This is a genomic window from Enterobacter cloacae complex sp. 2024EL-00214 (genome assembly GCF_043945575.1).
Classification (GTDB): domain Bacteria; phylum Pseudomonadota; class Gammaproteobacteria; order Enterobacterales; family Enterobacteriaceae; genus Enterobacter; species Enterobacter cloacae_P.
This window is the reverse complement of sequence record NZ_JBIMRC010000001.1, coordinates 329,711-349,467: the sequence shown is the minus strand read 5'-3', so window position 1 is coordinate 349,467 and position 19,757 is coordinate 329,711. Positions and strand designations below refer to the sequence as shown.

The 19,757-nt window shown below is 52.5% G+C and carries 26 protein-coding genes; 24 read left to right on the top strand and 2 right to left on the bottom strand.

From position 1 onward, the window contains the following. Positions 1-3: 3 nt before the first annotated feature. The 16 genes from ACHHZ6_RS01685 (at position 4) to ACHHZ6_RS01610 (ending at position 12,244) form a co-directional block, all read left to right on the top strand. The gene (locus ACHHZ6_RS01685; RefSeq protein WP_021567602.1) at positions 4-432 is read left to right on the top strand and encodes a gp436 family protein; all 429 of its coding nucleotides are present in this window, start codon (positions 4-6) and stop codon (positions 430-432) included. Beyond that, on the top strand, positions 432-1,091 hold the full coding sequence (locus ACHHZ6_RS01680) for a DUF1834 family protein (protein WP_023311741.1): 660 nt from the start codon (positions 432-434) through the stop codon (positions 1,089-1,091). Before ACHHZ6_RS01685 ends, ACHHZ6_RS01680 begins: the two co-directional genes overlap by 1 nt. Then, positions 1,078-1,299 (top strand): hypothetical protein, encoded by a 222-nt coding sequence (locus ACHHZ6_RS01675; RefSeq protein WP_023311742.1) that lies wholly within the window; start codon positions 1,078-1,080, stop codon positions 1,297-1,299. Before ACHHZ6_RS01680 ends, ACHHZ6_RS01675 begins: the two co-directional genes overlap by 14 nt. After that, a complete protein-coding gene (locus ACHHZ6_RS01670) occupies positions 1,286-2,704 on the top strand; it encodes a phage tail sheath subtilisin-like domain-containing protein (protein ID WP_045261513.1) in 1,419 nt (472 codons plus the stop codon). The genes ACHHZ6_RS01675 and ACHHZ6_RS01670 overlap by 14 nt, the downstream gene beginning before the upstream one ends. Positions 2,705-2,717: 13 nt before the next feature. Continuing rightward, positions 2,718-3,092, top strand: a complete 375-nt coding sequence (locus tag ACHHZ6_RS01665) for a hypothetical protein (protein ID WP_023311695.1) — start codon at positions 2,718-2,720, stop codon at positions 3,090-3,092. After that, a complete protein-coding gene (locus ACHHZ6_RS01660) occupies positions 3,093-3,485 on the top strand; it encodes a hypothetical protein (RefSeq protein ID WP_045261512.1) in 393 nt (130 codons plus the stop codon). Continuing rightward, positions 3,482-3,616 carry a hypothetical protein gene (locus tag ACHHZ6_RS01655; protein ID WP_262153027.1) on the top strand — a complete coding sequence of 45 codons (135 nt, stop codon included), beginning with the start codon at positions 3,482-3,484 and terminating at the stop codon, positions 3,614-3,616. The genes ACHHZ6_RS01660 and ACHHZ6_RS01655 overlap by 4 nt, the downstream gene beginning before the upstream one ends. Positions 3,617-3,619: 3 nt before the next feature. Then, positions 3,620-5,860, top strand: a complete 2,241-nt coding sequence (locus ACHHZ6_RS01650; protein ID WP_045261511.1) for a phage tail tape measure protein — start codon at positions 3,620-3,622, stop codon at positions 5,858-5,860. Then, positions 5,857-7,188 (top strand): DNA circularization protein, encoded by a 1,332-nt coding sequence (locus tag ACHHZ6_RS01645; RefSeq protein ID WP_060570685.1) that lies wholly within the window; start codon positions 5,857-5,859, stop codon positions 7,186-7,188. The genes ACHHZ6_RS01650 and ACHHZ6_RS01645 overlap by 4 nt, the downstream gene beginning before the upstream one ends. After that, positions 7,172-8,389 (top strand): phage baseplate assembly protein, encoded by a 1,218-nt coding sequence (locus tag ACHHZ6_RS01640; RefSeq protein WP_060570684.1) that lies wholly within the window; start codon positions 7,172-7,174, stop codon positions 8,387-8,389. Before ACHHZ6_RS01645 ends, ACHHZ6_RS01640 begins: the two co-directional genes overlap by 17 nt. Beyond that, positions 8,373-8,978: a phage baseplate assembly protein V gene (locus ACHHZ6_RS01635; protein WP_395121639.1), complete on the top strand. Its 606-nt coding sequence runs from the start codon at positions 8,373-8,375 to the stop codon at positions 8,976-8,978. Before ACHHZ6_RS01640 ends, ACHHZ6_RS01635 begins: the two co-directional genes overlap by 17 nt. An 89-nt stretch (positions 8,979-9,067) precedes the next feature. Then, the gene (locus tag ACHHZ6_RS01630) at positions 9,068-9,418 is read left to right on the top strand and encodes a phage GP46 family protein (RefSeq protein WP_060570682.1); all 351 of its coding nucleotides are present in this window, start codon (positions 9,068-9,070) and stop codon (positions 9,416-9,418) included. Next, entirely contained in the window at positions 9,418-10,485 is a 1,068-nt protein-coding gene (locus ACHHZ6_RS01625; protein ID WP_060570681.1) for a baseplate J/gp47 family protein, read from the top strand. Before ACHHZ6_RS01630 ends, ACHHZ6_RS01625 begins: the two co-directional genes overlap by 1 nt. Further along, positions 10,482-11,054 carry a YmfQ family protein gene (locus ACHHZ6_RS01620; RefSeq protein WP_065944679.1) on the top strand — a complete coding sequence of 191 codons (573 nt, stop codon included), beginning with the start codon at positions 10,482-10,484 and terminating at the stop codon, positions 11,052-11,054. Before ACHHZ6_RS01625 ends, ACHHZ6_RS01620 begins: the two co-directional genes overlap by 4 nt. Beyond that, complete coding sequence (locus tag ACHHZ6_RS01615; RefSeq protein ID WP_395121638.1) at positions 11,054-11,830, top strand: hypothetical protein; 777 nt, start codon at positions 11,054-11,056, stop codon at positions 11,828-11,830. Before ACHHZ6_RS01620 ends, ACHHZ6_RS01615 begins: the two co-directional genes overlap by 1 nt. 3 nt (positions 11,831-11,833) lie before the next feature. Continuing rightward, positions 11,834-12,244 carry a tail fiber assembly protein gene (locus ACHHZ6_RS01610; protein ID WP_395121637.1) on the top strand — a complete coding sequence of 137 codons (411 nt, stop codon included), beginning with the start codon at positions 11,834-11,836 and terminating at the stop codon, positions 12,242-12,244. Here ACHHZ6_RS01610 and ACHHZ6_RS01605 read toward each other — a convergent pair. Together ACHHZ6_RS01605 and ACHHZ6_RS01600 are read right to left on the bottom strand one after the other, a co-directional pair. Next, a complete protein-coding gene (locus ACHHZ6_RS01605) occupies positions 12,225-12,659 on the bottom strand; it encodes a tail fiber assembly protein (RefSeq protein ID WP_315425517.1) in 435 nt (144 codons plus the stop codon). The two genes, ACHHZ6_RS01610 and ACHHZ6_RS01605, sit on opposite strands and share 20 nt — an antisense overlap. A gap of 1 nt (position 12,660) precedes the next feature. Next, on the bottom strand, positions 12,661-13,032 hold the full coding sequence (locus tag ACHHZ6_RS01600; protein ID WP_395121636.1) for a hypothetical protein: 372 nt from the start codon (positions 13,030-13,032) through the stop codon (positions 12,661-12,663). Positions 13,033-13,078: 46 nt separating this feature from the next. Between ACHHZ6_RS01600 and ACHHZ6_RS01595 the strand changes: the two genes are divergently transcribed. From ACHHZ6_RS01595 to cheZ, 8 genes are all read left to right on the top strand, one after another. Beyond that, on the top strand, positions 13,079-13,636 hold the full coding sequence (locus ACHHZ6_RS01595) for a recombinase family protein (protein WP_395121635.1): 558 nt from the start codon (positions 13,079-13,081) through the stop codon (positions 13,634-13,636). A 76-nt stretch (positions 13,637-13,712) separates the two neighbouring features. Then, positions 13,713-13,844 (top strand): hypothetical protein, encoded by a 132-nt coding sequence (locus ACHHZ6_RS01590; RefSeq protein WP_395121673.1) that lies wholly within the window; start codon positions 13,713-13,715, stop codon positions 13,842-13,844. After that, the gene (locus ACHHZ6_RS01585; protein WP_182271843.1) at positions 13,841-14,803 is read left to right on the top strand and encodes a spore coat U domain-containing protein; all 963 of its coding nucleotides are present in this window, start codon (positions 13,841-13,843) and stop codon (positions 14,801-14,803) included. Before ACHHZ6_RS01590 ends, ACHHZ6_RS01585 begins: the two co-directional genes overlap by 4 nt. Before the next feature lie 84 nt (positions 14,804-14,887). Next, positions 14,888-16,555 (top strand): methyl-accepting chemotaxis protein II, encoded by a 1,668-nt coding sequence (tar, locus tag ACHHZ6_RS01580; protein ID WP_182919874.1) that lies wholly within the window; start codon positions 14,888-14,890, stop codon positions 16,553-16,555. Positions 16,556-16,679: 124 nt separating this feature from the next. Then, positions 16,680-17,546, top strand: coding sequence for a protein-glutamate O-methyltransferase CheR (gene cheR / locus ACHHZ6_RS01575; RefSeq protein WP_395121634.1), 867 nt, complete (start codon positions 16,680-16,682; stop codon positions 17,544-17,546). Then, positions 17,543-18,592, top strand: coding sequence for a chemotaxis response regulator protein-glutamate methylesterase (locus tag ACHHZ6_RS01570; protein WP_182271840.1), 1,050 nt, complete (start codon positions 17,543-17,545; stop codon positions 18,590-18,592). The genes cheR and ACHHZ6_RS01570 overlap by 4 nt, the downstream gene beginning before the upstream one ends. A 17-nt stretch (positions 18,593-18,609) precedes the next feature. Then, a complete protein-coding gene (cheY, locus tag ACHHZ6_RS01565) occupies positions 18,610-18,999 on the top strand; it encodes a chemotaxis response regulator CheY (RefSeq protein WP_060460463.1) in 390 nt (129 codons plus the stop codon). A gap of 10 nt (positions 19,000-19,009) precedes the next feature. Continuing rightward, entirely contained in the window at positions 19,010-19,654 is a 645-nt protein-coding gene (cheZ, locus tag ACHHZ6_RS01560) for a protein phosphatase CheZ (protein WP_182271838.1), read from the top strand. Positions 19,655-19,757: the final 103 nt, after the last annotated feature.

Here is a 19,757-nt window from a genome sequence, read left to right as displayed (position 1 = left end):
GCCATGTACGCGAACCGGGAGGACATGGTCAGGGCGTTTGGTGAGCGCGAATGCGTGTCGCTCACCGACCGCAACTACACCGGGCAGATTGACGATGATGTGCTGAACGGCGCACTCGTTCAGGCCAGCGCTGAAATCGACGGATATCTCTGCGGTCGCTATCCGGTGCCCTGGGCTGATGAGCCCCGTGTTCTCGTTGGTCGCTGCTGCAACATCGCCCGCTATCTTCTGTGCGGCTCTGAGACCCAGATGACAGCAGAAATCCGCGAGCGGTATGAAGACACCGTTCGCTACCTGGAAAAAGTTGCATCCGGGCGAATCAATCTGGGCCGCACGACGACAGGTGAAGTGGTGAAAAGCGGAACCGGTGCGCGGATGGTGTCAGGTGGTCGCGTCTTCGGGCGTGACCAGACTGGCGGAGGAAGTTTCTGATGGTGATTACGGATATTGAAAAAGCCATCGTGGAGCGCCTTCGCAAAGGTATGGGGCGTATGGCGAAGAATGTGCGCTCCTACGGTGGCGAGCTGGATGGCGAGCCTGCAGAGGTACTGCGCCAGCTGCCTGCCGTCTGGGTGACGTTCGGCGGGGTGCAAAAAACCGAGCCATACAGCACAGCACGGCAACGGTTTGTCACTCACGGTCGCTTTGTCGTGGTGGTAGGCGAGCGCAGCCTGCGCAGTGAAGAAGCGGCCCGTATGGGTGGGCCGCACGTACAGGAGGTCGGTACGTACATTCTTGTTGCTGCCGTTCGTCGTCTGCTGTCCGGTCAGGATATGGCGGATACGGGTATCAAAATCGACCCGCTCAGCCCAGGTCGCGTGCGCACGCTCTTCAACACCCAGATAGAGTCTCAGGCATTTTCCGTATTTGCCTGCGAGTTCGACACGAAATGGATTGAGTCAGCGCTGGAGAACGGGCGTTACCCGCTGACGGATGCGCCGGAAGGCCATGTTGATCATATGTTCCAGATTTATGGTGGTGCCACCACCGACGATGACCCGGCATGGCTGAAAACCCGACTCAGTTACGATCTTAAGCAGCCTGATAAAGACAATGCAGCAGAGGACATTATCAGTCATGAGCAAAATTAAAGTAAAAGCCGCCAGTGGGTTGAGCGTGCCGCGCGAAGATAATGCGCGCCGCTACATTACCGATGCGGAACCCCTTGAGGTGGAGAACACCGCTTATTACCAGCGTCAGGTAATGGCCGGTGATCTGATTATTGTCACCAGTAGTGACAAGAACGCCAAAAGCAAAAATAACGTTGCCAGCACGGAGGTGAACGGTGAGCAGTCCTAATATCAGTTTTGACACTATCGGTACGAACCGCAAACCGGGACAGTATTTTGAGTTCAACACCCGTCTGGCCGTTCGTACCCTGCCGGGTAATACCCAGAAGGTGCTGATGATTGCGCCAATGCTGGCCTCCGGTTCGTCTGCGCCGCTTGTCATTCAGAATGTTTTCTCTGATGAAGAGGCCGCGACGTACTTTGGCCGTGGCTCAATGGCGCATCTGATGGCCACAGCGGCTATCGGTGCCTATCCCTACCTGCAGCTGCAGATGGTCGGCATCAGCGATGCGGCCACTGCAACAGCAGCTTCGGGCAAGGTTACCGTGACCGGCACCGCGTCATCCAGCGGGAAGCTGAGCGTAACCATTAATGGTACCCGTATTGATGTCGGCATTTCGGCTGCAGATACGGCGGAGACCATTGCGGCAGCGTTGACGGAACTGATTACCCAGAAAGACGGGTTGCCAGTCACAGCGACGGCAAACGCGGGGGAAGTGACCCTGACCTGCCGCCATAAAGGGGCGGTTGGTAACGACATTATTGTCTCTTCCGGCGTGACGGCAGCGGGTATCACAGCGGCGGCGACCACTCTTACAGGCGGTAATGTTGATCCGGATATTACGCCAGCGCTGGCAGCGGCGTTCTCTGCAGGTCATAACATTATTGTTTGCCCGTTCTCCACCCAGGAAGCGATGACGGCGCTGCGTAACCATCTGACAAACGTCAGCAATGCGATGGAGCAGCGCGGCGCAATCGGTGTGGGTGGGTGGCGCAAGTCGCTTTCCACAGGCATTGCACTGGCCGCCTCACTGAATGACGGGCGTATCACGCTGGGCTGGCATAGCGGTTCGGTAAAAACCCCGGCGCAGATTGCCGCTGCCTATGCCGCTGTTATCGCCAGTGAAGAAGACCCGGCCCGCCCGCTGAACACCCTTGCGATGAGCACGCTGGATGTGACTGCAGTGGAAAGTCAGCCAGGGCGAACCGAGCAGGAGAACGCCCTGCGTAATGGTCTTACGCCGTTTGAGATTGGCCCCGGTGACAAAGTGCAGATCGTTCGCGCTATCAGCACCTACACCAAAAACGCCCAGGGCGTGGATGATGTGGCGCTGCTGGATATCACCACCATCCGAACGCTGGACTACGTGCGCAAGGCCTGCCGTGAACGCATCGCTCTGCGATTCCCGCGCGATAAGCTCAGCTCAAGGACGCCGCCGAAGGTGCGCAGCGAACTGCTTGATGTGCTTTACAAGCTGGAGGAGCTGGAGATTGTCGAGGAGGTGGATGCCAACAAAGACGGTCTTATTGTTGAGCGCGATCTGCAGGATGTTAACCAGCTGAACGGTCGCATTCCTGCGGATGTTGTGAATGGCCTGCACGTCTTTGCCGGTCGAATTGATTTGCTGCTCTGAGGAGTAAACCAGAATGGCTCTTGAAGAATATGTTGGCGCGATCGTCATGGAAGTCGACGGCCAGGAAATTGAAGTGACCGACCTCAAGGAAGATGTGACCACCGGGCGAAAGCTTGTGAAGACGATGAACAAAACGGGCCGGGCCAAAGGTTTCTCCCGTGGCATCGAAGAGATCCAGCTGACCGTTACGGTGGTCATCCCGGAATCCGGCGACCTGAACTGGGGCGGTATTGAAGGTGCGAAAATCACCCAGTATCCACTCAACAGCAGCGGTAAACGTGTTTCTTACCTGGACTGCTTCAGCACTCAGGCCGGGGCTCAGTATACCGTCGACAACGAAGCGAAGCGCGATATCACCATGAATGCGCTTCGTCGGGTGGAGGAATAAATGGAAAAGCAGCAGCTTTTATATGGCGTTAAATACGGTGATAAAGTCCATTTTGACTTTGCCGTCAGGCTGCCTGTTGTCAGGGACACTATTGAAGCCCTGCGTCTCACGGATGAGGCTTGCGGAACAACCGAAGGGGCTTCGGCGGGGATGTATTATCGTGTAGCGCTGATGGCACAGGCAATTGAAGAACTTGGTTCACTGAATAAGGAAGACATAACACCAGAGTTACTCCTTGATGAGTTGAATGATGATGACTTTGACATCATTGATGCTCAGATTAACGCTGTTAAAAAAAAGCGGATGGATTTGAACAAAAACTCACCGGCTACCGAACCCTCGTCCTCGCACTCGGACGATACGGGATCAGTGAGCAGCAAATCGGAAGCATGACACGAACGGAACTCGACGGCTACACCGAAGCACTTGCCCGGTTACACGGAAAGAAAACCGGGCAAACTACCACCCGCACAACCCGTACGGCCAAATCGCAACGCCTGAAGAAAGTCGGCAAACGGAGATAACCCATGGCGCGTAACTTACAACTGGCGCTGCAGTTGCTGGCACGTGATACCGGCTCCAAAGTGCTTAAGCAGGCACTGCAGGGTATCAGTCGTGATACCAAAGCGGCGCAAAAAACCGATGATGAGCTGGCGAAATCCCGCCAGCAGAACGCAGCCACAGCGATTCGCTCCTCCCGTTCTCTTCAGGACGAATACCGTCGCGCCAGTTCGGCGCGATCTACCCTTGGTATTCGTTCAGAGCGAGAGATTCAGCGCGAAATACAGCAGACTATGGCCGCCTATAACCGCTTATCTCGTACCGGTGCACTGTCCGCTAATGAGCAGACAAGAGCCTTCTCTGCCATGAAAGATAAAGTGCGCAATTTGCGCAGTGAATTGAACGGTGTTGGTGAAGGTATGAGCCGAATGCAAAAACTAGGTACTGCGGGCTCAACTATCTCAGCTGTAGCCGGTGGGGTCATGGCAGCAGGCGCTACACTGGTCCGTCCGGTCTCGAATCAAATGAGTTACCAGCAGAGACTGGCAATGATGGCTAACACAGCCTATGCAGATCAGGGCCTGGAGGGCCGGCGCACTGGTATGAATGAAATGGATTCCCTTATTCGTCATTCAGTTAAAACTGGTGGCGGGACTAAAGAATCAGCAGCAGAGACTCTGGATGCAATGCTTGCATCAGGCTCTGTAAGCATGCAATCGGCGAAATCAATATTGCCTTTGATTCAAAAATACTCAACTGCAACGGGAGCAGCTCCCGCTGACCTTGCAAATATCGCAATTAAATTAAAACAGTCATTTGGAATTCAGGATACAGAGCTTGATAAAGCACTCAATATGTCGATCAGTGCCGGACAAAACGGTTCATTTGAGTTGAAGGATATGGCAAAGTGGCTTCCATCACAACTTGCAAGCGCCGGTAATGCTGGTATGAAAGGTCTGGACGACTTTGCAGTGTTATTGGGTTGGAATCAGGCATCAGCCATTACCGCTGGCTCTCCTGACCAGGCAGGTAACAATCTTAATAATCTTCTCTTGAAATTAAATAGCCAGGATGCCGCTAATGCCGCCGCAAGAGTAAAATTACCGAGTGGTCGAGGAATCGATCTTTCAGGTAGTCTCGCCAAAGGTGTTGGTAAAGGAGTTAATCCTCTCGAAACATTTAACCAAATTGTAGATAAGGTTGTTGCATCTAATCCTGCTTATAAAAGGCTAGAAGAAAAACTTAAAATAGCGCCTGAAAACGAAAAAAGAGAAATTATTAACTCTCAAGCAAAAATACTGGAAGGGTCAGGTATTGGAAAAATAATTGCAGACCAACAGGCTTTACTTGCACTCCTGGGATACAGAGGTAACAAATCCTATACGCAGGGTGTTATTTCAGAAGCTAATTCTCAACGTAACTTATCAGATGGAAAAACGGCTGGCGATCTTAGTTTTTTGTTAATGTCGGAACAACCTGGATTCAAACTGGGACAACTTGATAACGAGAGAGACTTTCAGGAGATGGATTCAGTCAAGCCGTTATCAGATTCCCTGGGATATCTTTCAGATAAATTACTGAAGTATGCAGAGGAATATCCTGGTTTAACCAGGGCTGTTTCTGATGCAGCTATTGGAATTAAAGCAATGGCTGCGGCTGCGGCGGTATTTGGTGCGATAAAATGGATGTCAGGACGGGGAGGGGCTGGGGGCAAGCCAGCAGGCTCAAATCCCCTTGAAATTCTCGCGGAAGGTGCTTCTGGCAACAATGCCGTACCTGTTTATGTAACTAATGCTCAGGAAATCGGCGGCGATAAAGAAGGCTTCCTTGACAAATTTTTGGGGGGAAGTAGTGATTTGCCAGGCCAGTTAGGAAAATGGGCTTCATATGCAAATGTGGCAAATATTATTTATGAGTCTGCCCAGGATAAATTCGATTCTGCTGACGAGGAAGCTAAATCAAAAGGGATCACTACTGGCGAGCTTTTTAGACAAAAGTTTCAGGAAAAAGAGAATAACAAGAAACCTCTTTTCGATGTTGATCTCTTTTCAATGGTCAAATCCTGGTGGAGTTCACCTGCCACTATAGGGCAAAACACACCTGCAGCAACAGGCGTGCCGTCTTATCTGTTGCCTCAGCAGCAACAAAAATCACAACCCATTAACCTCACCACAAAGCTGATACTGGACGGTCGTGAAATAGCATCAGCTGTTAATGAATACAACGGCGAACAATCCGTTCGCGGCTCAACAGGAGGCCCGCAGTGAGCTGGGAAGATTCATTACAGGATGCCTCATTCAGGGGCGTCCGCTTCGATGTGGTTAATACCCGTGACAGCGCCAGCCGCGACATTGCGACCTATGAGTATCCCTATGTGGACGGCGGCGATGTTGATGACCTTGGCCGCAAGCCTCGTAACCTGCGAATGACGGTCCTTTTCTGGGGTGACGATTACGAAGTGCGACTGCAGGCGTTTCTGGCCGCGCTGGATACACGCGGTAGCGCGGAGTTAATCCACCCGGTTTTCGGCTCCATGACGGGCATGCAGTGCATTGAGTATCAGGCATCGCATGAAGCGGAGAACGTTGATTACTGCGTTGTCGAAGTGGTCTTTATCCAGGGTGGACTTAATCTGCCTTTCTTTGGCAGCGACTTCCCGCTGTCGAAGGCCGATATCATTTTCAACCAGGCGCAATCTGCTCTGGAGAAAGCCCAGACGGCCATCGACAATATTCTCTCGCCTCTGCGTACAGCGAAAAAGTGGATGAAGAAAGCGAAATCGCTGGCAACCACGACGCTGAATATGGTTACCGTACTTAAGGGGGAACTGACGGGATTTGTCAGTACCACCTCGGATTTTGTTAATTACCCGAAAGCGTTCATGAATGACCTGCAGAGTGCGCTGAGCCTGACGTCGTTTCAGTCCAAATCAAGTGTCAGTAATAATCCAGGAAGCTATTCACAGTCTTCAGACGTTTCCGGTACAGCGGGCATCGTGATGGCCGACTGGAAGAATGGCCGTAACAATCTGCAGGAGGTGGCCGCATTACCTCAGCAAATCGTGACCGGGCAAAAGACTGTTGCCGTCACCGTTCCGGCGGGATCATCAACGTCTGATATCACTGAGCTGGTAACGGCGGTAAAAATCCAGGTTGCAATCCAGCTGGCGCTTGATGCTTCCGACATACTCAGTGACAGCAGCATCAGCGATATTCTGTCGCCTGTCGATATTGAGCAGATCACCAACGACACCAGGACGGCCATTCAGACGGCAATCGACCAGACGCGGGACACCTTTGCTGCCGATACGCAAAACGTGAGCGCCGGTGAAACACCGGGTGGCGTGACATGGCAACCCGTGGTTGAAAGCCTCAAGGATATTGCCCTGACTGTTCAGGAGTTGGGCGCAGCCGTTATTACCAGCAGACCGCCACTGACGACGCGAGTGATATTGTCCGACACCAACCTGCATTTGCTGGCCCACTTGTGGTACGAGGACTACACCCGCGCCGCCGAGCTGCTGCGCCTTAATCCGACATTACGTAATCCTAACAACATCAAAGCCGGTGACATTCTGAATGCCTACTCAAGATAAAGATTCGCAGAATACGGTGAGCCTGGTTATTGATGGCAAAATCCACAGTGCATGGAGCCGCTATCAGATTGACTCCGATTTTCTGATCCCCTCCGATGCCTGGAGCGTAACGCTTGGGCTGCCTGACGGTATTTTTCCGGCGGCCATTAAACGAGGTGTGCCGGTACTGGTCAGGGTGGGTAATGATGTGGTGATGTCCGGTCGGGTGGATGTGGTTCAGCGCCGCGTATCCCGTCAGCAGGTCTCTTTATCGCTTTCCGGTCGCGATGGCGCTGCCGTGCTTGTTGACTGCGCTTCACCAGTTTTCACCTCCCGTCAGCTCAGTCTTGAAGAAGTGATCGCCCAGGTAGTCAGGCCGCTGGGGGTGACAAACATCCGCATTGAGGCTGAGACTTCCCTGCGTAATGACAAGGTCAGCGTTGAACCCGGAGAACGTGCGTGGGATACGCTTGAGCGTGCAGCTGCTGCACGCGGGTTATGGCCATGGTTTGAGCCAGATGGCACGCTGGTTATTGGTGGGCCGGACTACACAAAAGACTCGGTGGCCACGCTGATTCTTAATCGTGACGGTCGGGGAAACAACGTCCTCGATCTCAGTGACCGGTCATCCATTACCGGGGCGTTCTCTGAACTGACAATGCTGGCACAGGGACACGGTCAGGGGAAAAAATCCGGGAAGCTCGATGTTATTGACGTTGATGGCCAGAGCGCTGACGCAGAAGACGACGATGATGCCGATGATATTTATGACAGCACCGGCTCTGCAGAGAATGGCTTTCATGGCTTACGCAGCACCGTTCGGGACAGTACCGTACCATTTTACCGTCCGCAAATTATGGTTGCCGGTGATGCTGATAACCAGGCACAGGTTGATTATCGCGCAAGAAAGGCCATGGCCGATGCCCGCCTGAACGGGTTTGATCTGACAGCTATTGTTAAAGGCCATCGCATGGAGAACGGTAAGTTATGGCAACCGGGCCAGCGTATCCGTGTCCGAAGCGAGTCACATGGCATTGATGACATTTACTTCCTCATGGGAAGAGAGTTTTCAGGTGGACGGCCAGACAACACCATTACCACCCTGCGTCTCAAAGAGGATGGAATATGGATACCGGATGCTTATCCGAAAAAACGGAAATCACGTAAACGCCGCGCCAAGGTAAATAAAGAGCTGGAGATTATCGATGTGGAGCAAAATTGATTCGCGTATTAACACGGCGTTAAACCGTATAAGACAGGCCTTCAGGGGCGTTTTAATAAGGGTTAACAGCGGCGGTGATATTCAGACCATTCAGGGTAAAGGTCTGGCTACGGAGTCCCTGCAGGATGTGGAGATGTTCCAGCAATACGGTTTTACATCCAACCCGCCCAGGGGCACTAAAGCCATTATGCTCCCGCTGAACGGGCGCACCAGTCATAGCGTGGTTATTGCCACGGAACACGCTTCATACAGGCTAAAGAGCCTGAAAAGTGGTGAGCTTGCCATTTATTCGGATGAAGGCAGCAACATTATCCTGAAGCGCGGGAAAATTATTGAAGTGAACTGTGATGAATATATTGTTAATACTAAAAAACATATCGTGAATACCGAAGAGCATATTGTTAATACAAAAACGTATAAAACCACAGCCTCAGAGCGGGCAGATTTTGATACACCACTGCTGAAAGGCAGTAATGAAGTCGCTGACGGGAAATCTACGCCGAACACCATGCGTGAGACTTATGACGGTCACGACCACAACCACGGCGGCGATGCAGGCACAACGCAGAAACCTAATCAGCAAATGTAATTTGTGGTAACGTAAGTTCTCCTTCAAAAGCAATACCCACTGAACCCCTTCACCGATAATTTAAATTTCCATGCCGATAGTATTACGGCATGGAAATGTTGATTGACCCAACGACCGGCGATTATACCGGCGACAGCTCAGACACTTTAGCGAATGCCGTCTATTTAAGGCTGATGACGCCCCTTGGCTCATGGTGGGCTGAGCCAGCACTGGGCTCTCTTTTACATACACTGCGCCGCGAAAAGGATGTGTCCCGCGTTCAGAAACTCGCGGTGCAGTATTCGCAGCAGGCCCTGCAGCCGATTATTGATGACGGTCGCGCCCGGTCTATTTCCATTACTGCAGAGCACTGGCAAAAAGGCTGGATGCTGCTTCATATAATCGTCACGTCCGCGAGCGGAACGCCGCAGACCTGGAAATTTCCGGTTAAGGTCAGCTGATGCCATTCATTACCAAAAATGCCGCGCAAATTCGCACCGACATTCTGCGGGATATCAAAAATCTCCTGCAGTTGTCAGATGACAAGCTGGGGCCAGACAGCGACTGGTATGTCCGGGCGTCAAGTGTGGCCAGCGTTGCCGAAGGGCTTTATCAGCATCAGGGATGGATAGTCCGTCAGATATTCCCGGATACAGCTGATTCTGAATTTCTCTATCTGCATGCCCGCTTACGTGGTTTAAGTAAAAAAGCAGCAAATAACGCCTCCGGGCCCGCTACATTTACCGGCGAACCGGGAGCCTTAGCTGCCGCCGGTCTTGTGTTCAAACGCGACAGTGTTTCATGGACAACAACCGAAGAAATTACTATCGGGCCGGATGGAAAAGCATCCGTAAATGCCATGTCATCACTGTCAGGGACTGCGGGTAACACCACCTCAGTCACATCGGCAACGCTGACCACTACACCTGACGGGTTTGACAGCACAGTGACCGTAGGTCTGATGACTGGCGGTACGGATGAGGAAACTGATGCGGAGCTGCTTGCCCGTCTGCTAGAAATCATTCGCCGACCTCCTGCAGGTGGTAATAAATATGATTACAAACGCTGGGCCCTGGAAGTATCCGGCGTATCCGCCGCATATGTTTACCCGTTGCGTCGTGGGCTGGGTACTGTTGATGTTGTGATCACGTCTGCAGGTGGGCTGCCTTCTCAGGATGTGATCGACAGGACACAGGCTCACATTGACGATGTCCGGCCTGTTACAGCAAAAAACACGCTGGTTCTCATGCCTGCCATCCGTACATTTGACGTGCTCGTAAAGGTATCACTGGAAGGCATCACCCTCGCCGCAGCCAAACAGGCTATCACCGGAACGCTTGAGGACGATGACTCGCGCCGTGAGCCGGGAGTGGCTTTTATTCGCAGCCAGGCGGGGACATTGATTTCTCTCATTCCTGGTATTACCGACTATGACATCGTTACACCATCCGCAAATATTCAGCCTGTAATCGATTCCACGAAAGTCGAATGGCTTAGATTAGGAAATGTGGAGGTAGAGCTGCTATGAGCTACTTCACGCTGTTAAATCGTCTGCTGCCACTCGTTTCGTACAGTCCGGGCCAGCCTCTGCTTGATGCATCATTGCGATCTGAATCAGGTGTTTTTGAGACTCTCGATGCGTCTGCAGGGCTTGTTGAAGGTGGAGTTACTCCATTTTATGCACGCAGCCTTTTGTCTGACTGGGAACGCGTCCTGGACCTTACTCCTGCTGAAGGTGCGACATACCAGCAACGCCAGCAGCGTGTGCTGGCCAAACTGGCCGAGGTTGGTGGTCTCAGTATTCCGTACTTTATTCAGTTGGCCAGTAACCTTGGCTACATCATCACAATTGATGAACCGCAACCTTTCAGGGCGGGAGTTAACCGCGCCGGTGATCGCCTCTGGGTTGAAGACATTATCTGGGTCTGGCGCGTCAATATTCAGAACTCAGGAACGCAATCCTATCGCTTCCGCTCAGGCAGCTCAGCAGCAGGTGAGCGCCTGACTACCTTTGGTGATCCGGTCATTGAACAAGTCTTCCGCGATCTCAAACCAGCTCATACATTTTGCTACTTCGCATATCAGGAGAATGAATAATGCGGCCCTTAATGCCACCGGTGCAGACGCCGGATAATCTTTTCCATGATGGTAATCCGCTCACTGGTGAGCTGGGAACCATAGTTGATGCTGAACACCTTAATAATGAACAAGCCGCTATCCGCGATACACAAAGTGAGCTGATTGCCATTCTTACAGCAGCGGCAATGGAACCAGCATCGACAGCAGGCCAGCTGTTAGCTGCGTTGAATAAACTTTATGCCCCATTTAACGATACTTTGGGAGCGCTTTCCACTCTGGTCGGGGGGGCCAATAAACTCCCATATTTCACCGCCGCTGATGCTGCCGCTTTAACAGCGTTATCCAGCATTGGTCGGGACATCATCGGTAAAGCAACGGTTGCTGACGTTCTCACATACCTTGGTTTGGGAACAGCGGCAACGAAGAACGTCGGTACCAGCTCCGGGCAGATACCCGATATGTCCAGTTTCGTCTCGTCAAGATCTGCCACGTCGATAGTCTTGAATCTTCCTGGTGGTTACAAGCTTATGTGTGGCCAGCAATTAGCACCTACAGATGCGCAAGGCAACGTGTTCCTGACGCTCCCGGACACATTCCCCACTGGATTTATATATGCGGAAGCCCATCAAAGCAAAATATCATACGCAGGAGACAGCGACCCATACATCTTTTCATCTTATCCATCTACTACAGCCCCCGTTAGTAAGGCTAGCTTTGCAGTCCGCAACACCAAATCGGGGATAGCTCTTGCGAATAGTTCTATTGTATGTATGTATTTTGTATTGGGGTATTAATTAATGAAAATATATTACAGCCCGTCACTTAATGGATTTCTTCTTGAAAAAACTGCAGAGGATTATAAAGGGCATGATTTAATTGAGATAACCGAAGCGGTTTATAATGAATTTATGGCTGGCTCAACTACCAAAAAAATGGTTCCTGGGGCTAACGGTCCGGCATGGGCAGATATTCCCCCACCAACACACGATGAGCTAGTCGCAGCAGCTGGAGCAGAAAAACAACAGCGAATAGACTTGGCTAACGAATTTATGAACAGCAAACAATGGCCGGGTAAAGCAGCAATTGGTCGACTGAAAGGAGACGAACTAACACAGTATAATCTGTGGCTTGATTATCTTGATGCACTGGAAGCTGTCGATACCTCCAGTGCACCTGCCATCGAATGGCCTACACCGCCGGGGGAGTAGGCCAGGTAATATCCGGGGCCGCTGAGATATCTACGGCTTCAATATTATCCAGATAGTCCAACCAAGCGTTATATTTTGCTTTATCTGTATCTTTAAGGCGGCCCATAGCCGCCTTTCCCGGCCATTGATTACTGTTAATGTAGTCGTTTGCAGCACTAATCCGATTCTGTTTTTCAACCCTCGCCTGAGCCACAACCTCTTCGTGTGTCAGTGGAGGGATGTCTTCCCATTCCGGCATCCCATTTTTACCAGCAACTCTTATTTTCCCCTTTGGTGGTTCTTCGCTATATTCAATATAAATAGCGTTTGTTACTTCGACCGCATCCTCCGGCCAACCAATACCATTGATATAATCATCTTTAAGCTCAAGCGGGAAAAAGCTGTTATGTTTAGCGCTATAAAAATATGTGTTCACGTTAGCTCCCAATAGCAAAAAAGTATGCGTTGAAACCACCAGCACCGGACATGTACGCCCCAAACCCTGCACCGTTAACGGTGTTATTTACCACCGCTAAAGTTGGCGAGGGGGTTCCACCAGAAAAGTTAATATCGGCAAATGTAAGCTGGATATTGCTTACCACACTGGGGAAATTGATAGGAAAAGGAACTGAAATCTGAGTTTGCCCAACAGGAAAACCTGCTTTTCCCCACTGTAAGATTTTCCCACCTGGCAATTTTTGCCACCCACTCGCGTTGGTAAAGCTGGACATGTCAGGTATCTGTCCGGCACCGACTCCTACGTTCTTCGTTGCCGCTGTTCCCAAACCAACATTTTTGAGAATGACCATCTAGCTCACCAGTGGCATGCTTTCTGCCTTTTGCAGGGAATAAACCATGCTTATTGGGTATATCAGGGTGTCAACAAATGACCAGAACACCGCATTGCAGCGAACCGCGCTGGAATGCGCAGGATGTGAACTGATTTTTGAAGACAAGATCAGCGGAAAGACCTCGGAGCGCCCAGGGCTAAAGCGCGTGCTTAAGACCCTGAGAAAGGGGGATACGCTTGTGGTATGGAAACTAGATCGCCTTGGGCGCAGCATGCGGCATCTTGTCCTGCTGGTAGAGGAGTTGCGGGAGCGAGATATAAATTTTCGCAGCCTGACAGACAGTATAGATACGTCAACGCCAATGGGACGTTTCTTCTTTCACGTTATGGGGGCACTGGCTGAGATGGAGCGTGAGTTAATTGTGGAACGCACAAGAGCCGGTCTTGCGGCTGCCAGGGCTCAAGGTAGGGTGGGAGGAAGACGCCCAAAGTTTACATCGGAACAGTGGGAGCAGATGGGAAGATTAATTGCATCTGGAGAGCCACGCCAGCGAGTTGCGCTTATTTTTGATGCTGGTATATCCACCCTTTATCGTAGGTTCCCGGCTTCATCATTTGAATGAGATAAGCAGCGTGGCGTTTTAATTTGCACCGTGCGCAAAAGCTGTTTTTCGCTCTCTTGCTGCGGTGCATAATTTAATGCGTTTCGGTGCGAAAAATTTCGCCGCGCTACACGACGGGAAGCACTGTCAGGCCACGCTGACAGTGGATGCAAACCCGGAACACAAGCTGAAAACTTATGGTCCACTGGTTTGCCGGGAGCAGCCATGAAGCGCGTGCTGCTGTGGATTTTACTGCTTATCTCCGGCGGTAGCTGGGCGGCGTGTACCGTCAGTACGGTGAATGCGTCTTTTGGCAGCGTCAGTTCATTTGCCCTCAGCGGCACCGGGGAAGTGGAAACGACCGGTACGCTGGTTGTGTCCTGTGATGCGGTGCTTAACCTGCTGACTAACGACTCGATAACGCTCAACTACACGGCGGCGTCGGTATCAGGTAACAACCGCGCTACCCTGAAACGCACCGATGATTTGACCGTCACGGACGTTATCCCCACGCGTCTGTGCGGACTATCGGGCTGCGCGAGCAGCAGTGAAGTGCAAATCAGTAAAGCGTATACCTGGAGTGGTAACACCCTGCTCGGTCTGCTGGGCTCAAAACAGTACAACATTCCGCTCTATTTTCGCACGGTACCCGGGCAGAACGTTACGGCAGGGCCATACCAGGTACAGCTCACTTTTAGCGTCAACTATGACGTCTGTTCAGTCGGTGCGCTTGGCCTTTGTACTATCTCGCAAACCGGCACGGCGACGACCAGCATTCTGCTCAATATGACCGTGACCAACGACTGCAGCACCATGAGCACACCCGATGTGAACTTCAACAGCGCACCGCTGGTACAAAGTTTCCCGACCGTTTCACAGGCTGTCGCCGTGACCTGCACCAAAGGCAGTACCTACACCATCGGTATTAATAATGGTGCAAACGCGCTCAATAACGTGCGCAGGATGGTCAGCGGCAGTAACTACATGAGCTACGACATCTATAAAGAAGCCACAACCAACCGCTGGGGTGGCAGCGGTACTGAACGCTGGGCCAGCGCGTTGTCCTCACAGGTCAGCACCGACGGGCTTTTGCGGACTTACAACTACACCGCCAAAATCCTTACCAACCAGAGTACTCCGCCTGCGGGTACTTACAGCGATACGCTGATCGTTGACGTTGCGTTTTAACCCCACGCTTTTCCCTTTCGCAAATGTAAAGTTCCTGTGGGCAGTGCCGATAACACCGTTAATAAATCTATGAGAAGGTGTTGTATGTTGAACCGTATCCGCGTTGTCACAATGCTCATGATGGTGCTGGTCATTTTCGCACTTCTTCAGCTCACTTCTGGCGGGCTCTTTTTCTCGTCGTTGAAACAAAACCAGGACAGCTTTGTCACCTCGAACGATCTGCGCGAGCAGCAGAGTGAACTGACCTCGACCTGGGATCTGATGCTGCAAACGCGCATCAACCTGAGCCGTTCGGCTGCCCGCATGATGATGGATCCAAACAATCAGCAGAGCAGTGCGAAAACAGATCTGTTGAAAAATGCGCGAGCCACGCTCGCGGACGCCGCAAAACATTACGACGCCTTTAAGAAGATCACCCCGCAGCCTGCAATGGAGCAGGTGAGTCAGAATATTGACGAAAAATACAACGCCTACTTTGCCGGTCTGACGGAGCTTATTCAGTTCCTGGAAGGCGGCAATATGGACGCCTATTTTGCCCAGCCGACGCAGGGAATGCAAAACGCACTGGGTGCGGCACTGGGCGAGTACGCCAAAGCCAGTAGCGAGCTGTATCACACGGCATTTGCGGAAAGTCAGAATGATTACCGTTTTGCCAAATGGCAGATGGCCATTCTGGCGCTGGCCCTGGTCATCGTGCTGGTGGCCGTGTGGTACGGCATTCGCCATATCCTTCTTAACCCGCTTGGCCGCGTGATTGCCCATATCCGTGAAATTGCCGGTGGTGACCTGACCAAAACGCTGAACGTTTCCGGTCGCAATGAGATAACCGAGCTGGCGACCAGCGTTGACCATATGCAGCGCTCGTTGATTGATACCGTTGCCAACGTGCGTAACGGCTCAGATGCCATCTATACCGGCACCAGCGAAATCGCAATGGGGAATAACGATCTCTCTTCCCGTACTGAGCAGCAGGCTTCTGCGCTGGAAGAGACGGCCGCCAGCATGGAAGAGCTTACCGCTACCGTGAAGCAGAACGCCGATAACGCCCGTCAGGCATCTCAACTGGCTGAAAGTGCCTCCGAGACGGCACAGCGCGGTGGTCGTGTGGTGGACGGCGTGGTGAAAACCATGCATGAAATTGCCGACAGTTCGAAGAAGATTGCCGACATCATCAGCGTTATCGATGGCATTGCGTTCCAGACCAATATTCTGGCACTGAACGCTGCCGTGGAAGCCGCGCGTGCCGGTGAACAGGGCCGTGGGTTTGCGGTGGTGGCCGGGGAAGTACGTAACCTCGCCAGCCGTAGTGCCAATGCGGCAAAAGAGATTAAAGCCCTGATTGAAGACTCCGTCTCTCGTGTGGATACCGGCTCAGTGCTGGTGGAAAGCGCGGGGGAAACCATGAATGACATCGTGAATGCCGTGACCCGCGTAACAGACATTATGGGTGAAATCGCCTCTGCGTCTGATGAGCAAAGTCGCGGTATCGACCAGGTTGCCCTGGCGGTATCGGAAATGGATCGCGTGACACAGCAAAACGCCGCGCTGGTGCAGGAGTCCGCCACGGCGGCCGCTGCACTGGAAGATCAGGCCAGCCGTCTGAAGATGGCGGTCTCGGCATTTCGTCTTGCTTCACTCGCGGGACATACGGTCGACCCGCATGCGACTCAACACACCCCGGCCTCCGCGCCCGCTGCAACACGTACGCGTGCCGGAGCGACCGGACAAGATGACAACTGGGAAACATTTTAACTGACATGTAAACCGTGGCGGCTTGCCGCTGTATTTAATGTGAAAGAGCAGGTTGAAGCAGTATCAGAAGTCGGGCGGTCGCAGGCCGTGCCAGTTGTATCCTGAATGTGATTAAGAAGGCGCTATGACATCACCAATGCCCTCAGGGCAAACGTCATTATTGTTACAGATGACACAGCGCCTCGCGCTGTCCGACGCGCATTTTCGTCGGATATGTCAGTTAATCTACCAGCGCGCGGGGATTGTGCTTGCCGATCATAAGCGAGACATGGTCTACAACCGTCTGGTTCGGCGCTTGCGTACGCTGGGGCTGGATGATTTTGGGCGCTATCTGAGCATGCTCGAAGCGAACCAGAACAGCGCCGAATGGCAGGCTTTTATTAACTCATTAACCACCAACCTGACGGCATTCTTCCGGGAAGCACATCACTTCCCGGTGCTGGCAGAGCACGCGCGCCGTCGTACCGGGGAGTATCGCGTCTGGAGTGCGGCAGCCTCTACGGGTGAAGAGCCGTACTCGCTGGCGATCACCCTCGCGGACACGTTGGGCATGGCTCCAGGGTGCTGGAAAGTGTATGCCAGCGATATTGATACCGAAGTGCTGGAGAAGGCTCGCAACGGAGTTTATCGCCAGGATGAACTGAAAACGCTGTCGCCTCAGCAGCTACAACGTTACTTCATGCGTGGAACAGGCCCGCATGAAGGGTTGGTGCGCGTACGCCAGGAACTGGCGAACTGCGTTGAATTCGCGCCAGTTAACCTGCTGGATAAGCAGTACAACGTTCCGGGGCCATTTGATGCCATTTTTTGCCGTAACGTAATGATTTATTTTGATAAAACGACGCAACAGGAGATTCTGCGTCGCTTTGTTCCGTTGCTCAAGCCTGACGGTTTACTGTTTGCCGGGCATTCGGAAAACTTTAGCAACCTCGTGCGTGAGTTTAGCCTGCGTGGGCAAACGGTCTATGCACTGAGTAAGGAAAAAGCATGAGTAAAATCAGGGTATTGTCTGTCGATGATTCGGCGCTGATGCGCCAGATCATGACTGAAATTATCAATAGCCACAGCGATATGGAGATGGTGGCAACCGCGCCAGATCCTTTGGTTGCGCGGGATTTAATTAAAAAATATAACCCCGACGTGCTTACGCTGGATGTCGAAATGCCGCGCATGGATGGCATTGATTTCCTGGAAAAATTGATGCGTCTGCGCCCGATGCCGGTCGTGATGGTGTCATCACTGACCGGGAAAGGTTCCGAAATCACGTTGCGCGCGCTGGAGCTGGGGGCGGTGGATTTCGTCACCAAACCGCAGCTGGGTATTCGTGAAGGGATGCTCGCCTACAGTGAAATGATTGCCGAGAAGATCCGTACCGCGTCACGTGCGAAACTTGCTGCCCACAAACCGATAGCCGCTCCGGCAACACTGAAGGCCGGCCCGCTACTCAGCTCGGAAAAACTGCTGGTGATTGGTGCATCAACCGGTGGAACAGAGGCAATTCGCCATGTACTCCAGCCATTGCCGCTTTCAAGCCCGGGTATTCTTATTACTCAGCATATGCCGCCAGGATTTACCCGCTCGTTCGCGGAACGTCTGAACAAACTGTGTCAGATCAGCGTGAAAGAGGCGGAAGACGGTGAACGTGTGCTCCCCGGACATGCTTATATTGCGCCGGGTGACAAGCATATGGAACTGGCGCGCAGTGGCGCAAACTATCAAATCAAAATTCATGACGGGCCGCCGGTCAACCGGCACCGTCCGTCGGTGGATGTGCTGTTTCATTCGGTGGCGAAACATGCGGGGCGCAACGCCGTTGGGGTGATCCTGACGGGGATGGGCAACGATGGTGCCGCCGGAATGCTTGCAATGCACCAGGCGGGAGCCTGGACGATTGCGCAGAATGAAGCAAGTTGTGTGGTGTTCGGCATGCCGCGCGAGGCCATCAATATGGGTGGCGTGAGCGAAGTGGTCGATCTTAGCCAGGTAAGCCAGCAGATGCTGGCGAAAATCAGTGCCGGACAGGCAATACGTATTTGACTCAGGAGTATTATTTTATGGCGGATAAAGAGCTTAAGTTTTTGGTTGTGGATGACTTTTCCACCATGCGTCGCATTGTGCGCAACCTGCTGAAAGAGCTGGGTTTCAACAACGTTGAAGAAGCAGAAGACGGCGTTGATGCGCTGAACAAACTGCAGACAGGCGGCTTTGGTTTTGTTATCTCCGACTGGAACATGCCAAACATGGATGGTCTGGAACTGCTGAAAACCATTCGCGCAGATGCAGGAATGGCCTCTCTGCCGGTTCTGATGGTGACCGCAGAAGCGAAAAAAGAGAATATCATTGCCGCTGCACAGGCGGGCGCAAGTGGCTATGTGGTGAAGCCATTCACTGCGGCGACTCTGGAAGAGAAGCTCGGCAAGATCTTCGAGAAACTCGGCATGTGAGGTGTTGGATATGTTGCAACCTGCTATGAAACCCGTTGAAGAACATTCGCCCAGCGATATTATTGCCCGCATCGGTAGCCTTACGCGCATGCTGCGTGACAGCCTGCGTGAACTGGGGCTTGACCAGGCTATCGCAGAAGCGGCAGAAGCGATTCCGGACGCGCGTGACCGTCTGGACTATGTCGTACAGATGACCGCTCAGGCGGCTGAACGTGCGCTGAACAGCGTTGAAGCATCACAACCGCATCAGGATGCGATGGAGAAGGGCGCGAAAGCGCTGACCAAACGCTGGGACGAGTGGTTTGAGAATCCTATTGAGCTGTCGGATGCCCGTGAACTGGTGACCGATACGCGTCAGTATCTTGGTGATGTGCCGGGTCACACCAGCTTCACCAACGCGCAGTTGCTGGACATCATGATGGCGCAGGATTTCCAGGATCTGACCGGTCAGGTTATCAAGCGCATGATGGATGTGATTCAGGAGATTGAACGTCAGTTACTGATGGTGCTGCTGGAGAATATCCCGGAACCGGCCTCTCGTCCGAAGCGCGAGAACGAAAGCCTGCTCAATGGCCCGCAGCTTGACGCCACCAAAGCGGGCGTTGTGGCAAGCCAGGATCAGGTGGACGACCTGCTGGACAGCCTCGGCTTCTGATTGTACTTCCCGCCTCAGGTTGCGAACGCGGCCTGAGGCGGTAAACGCGAAGAATCACCGAAAAGAGCCAGAATAAACTGGCTTTTCCCGCCATTGGATTTCC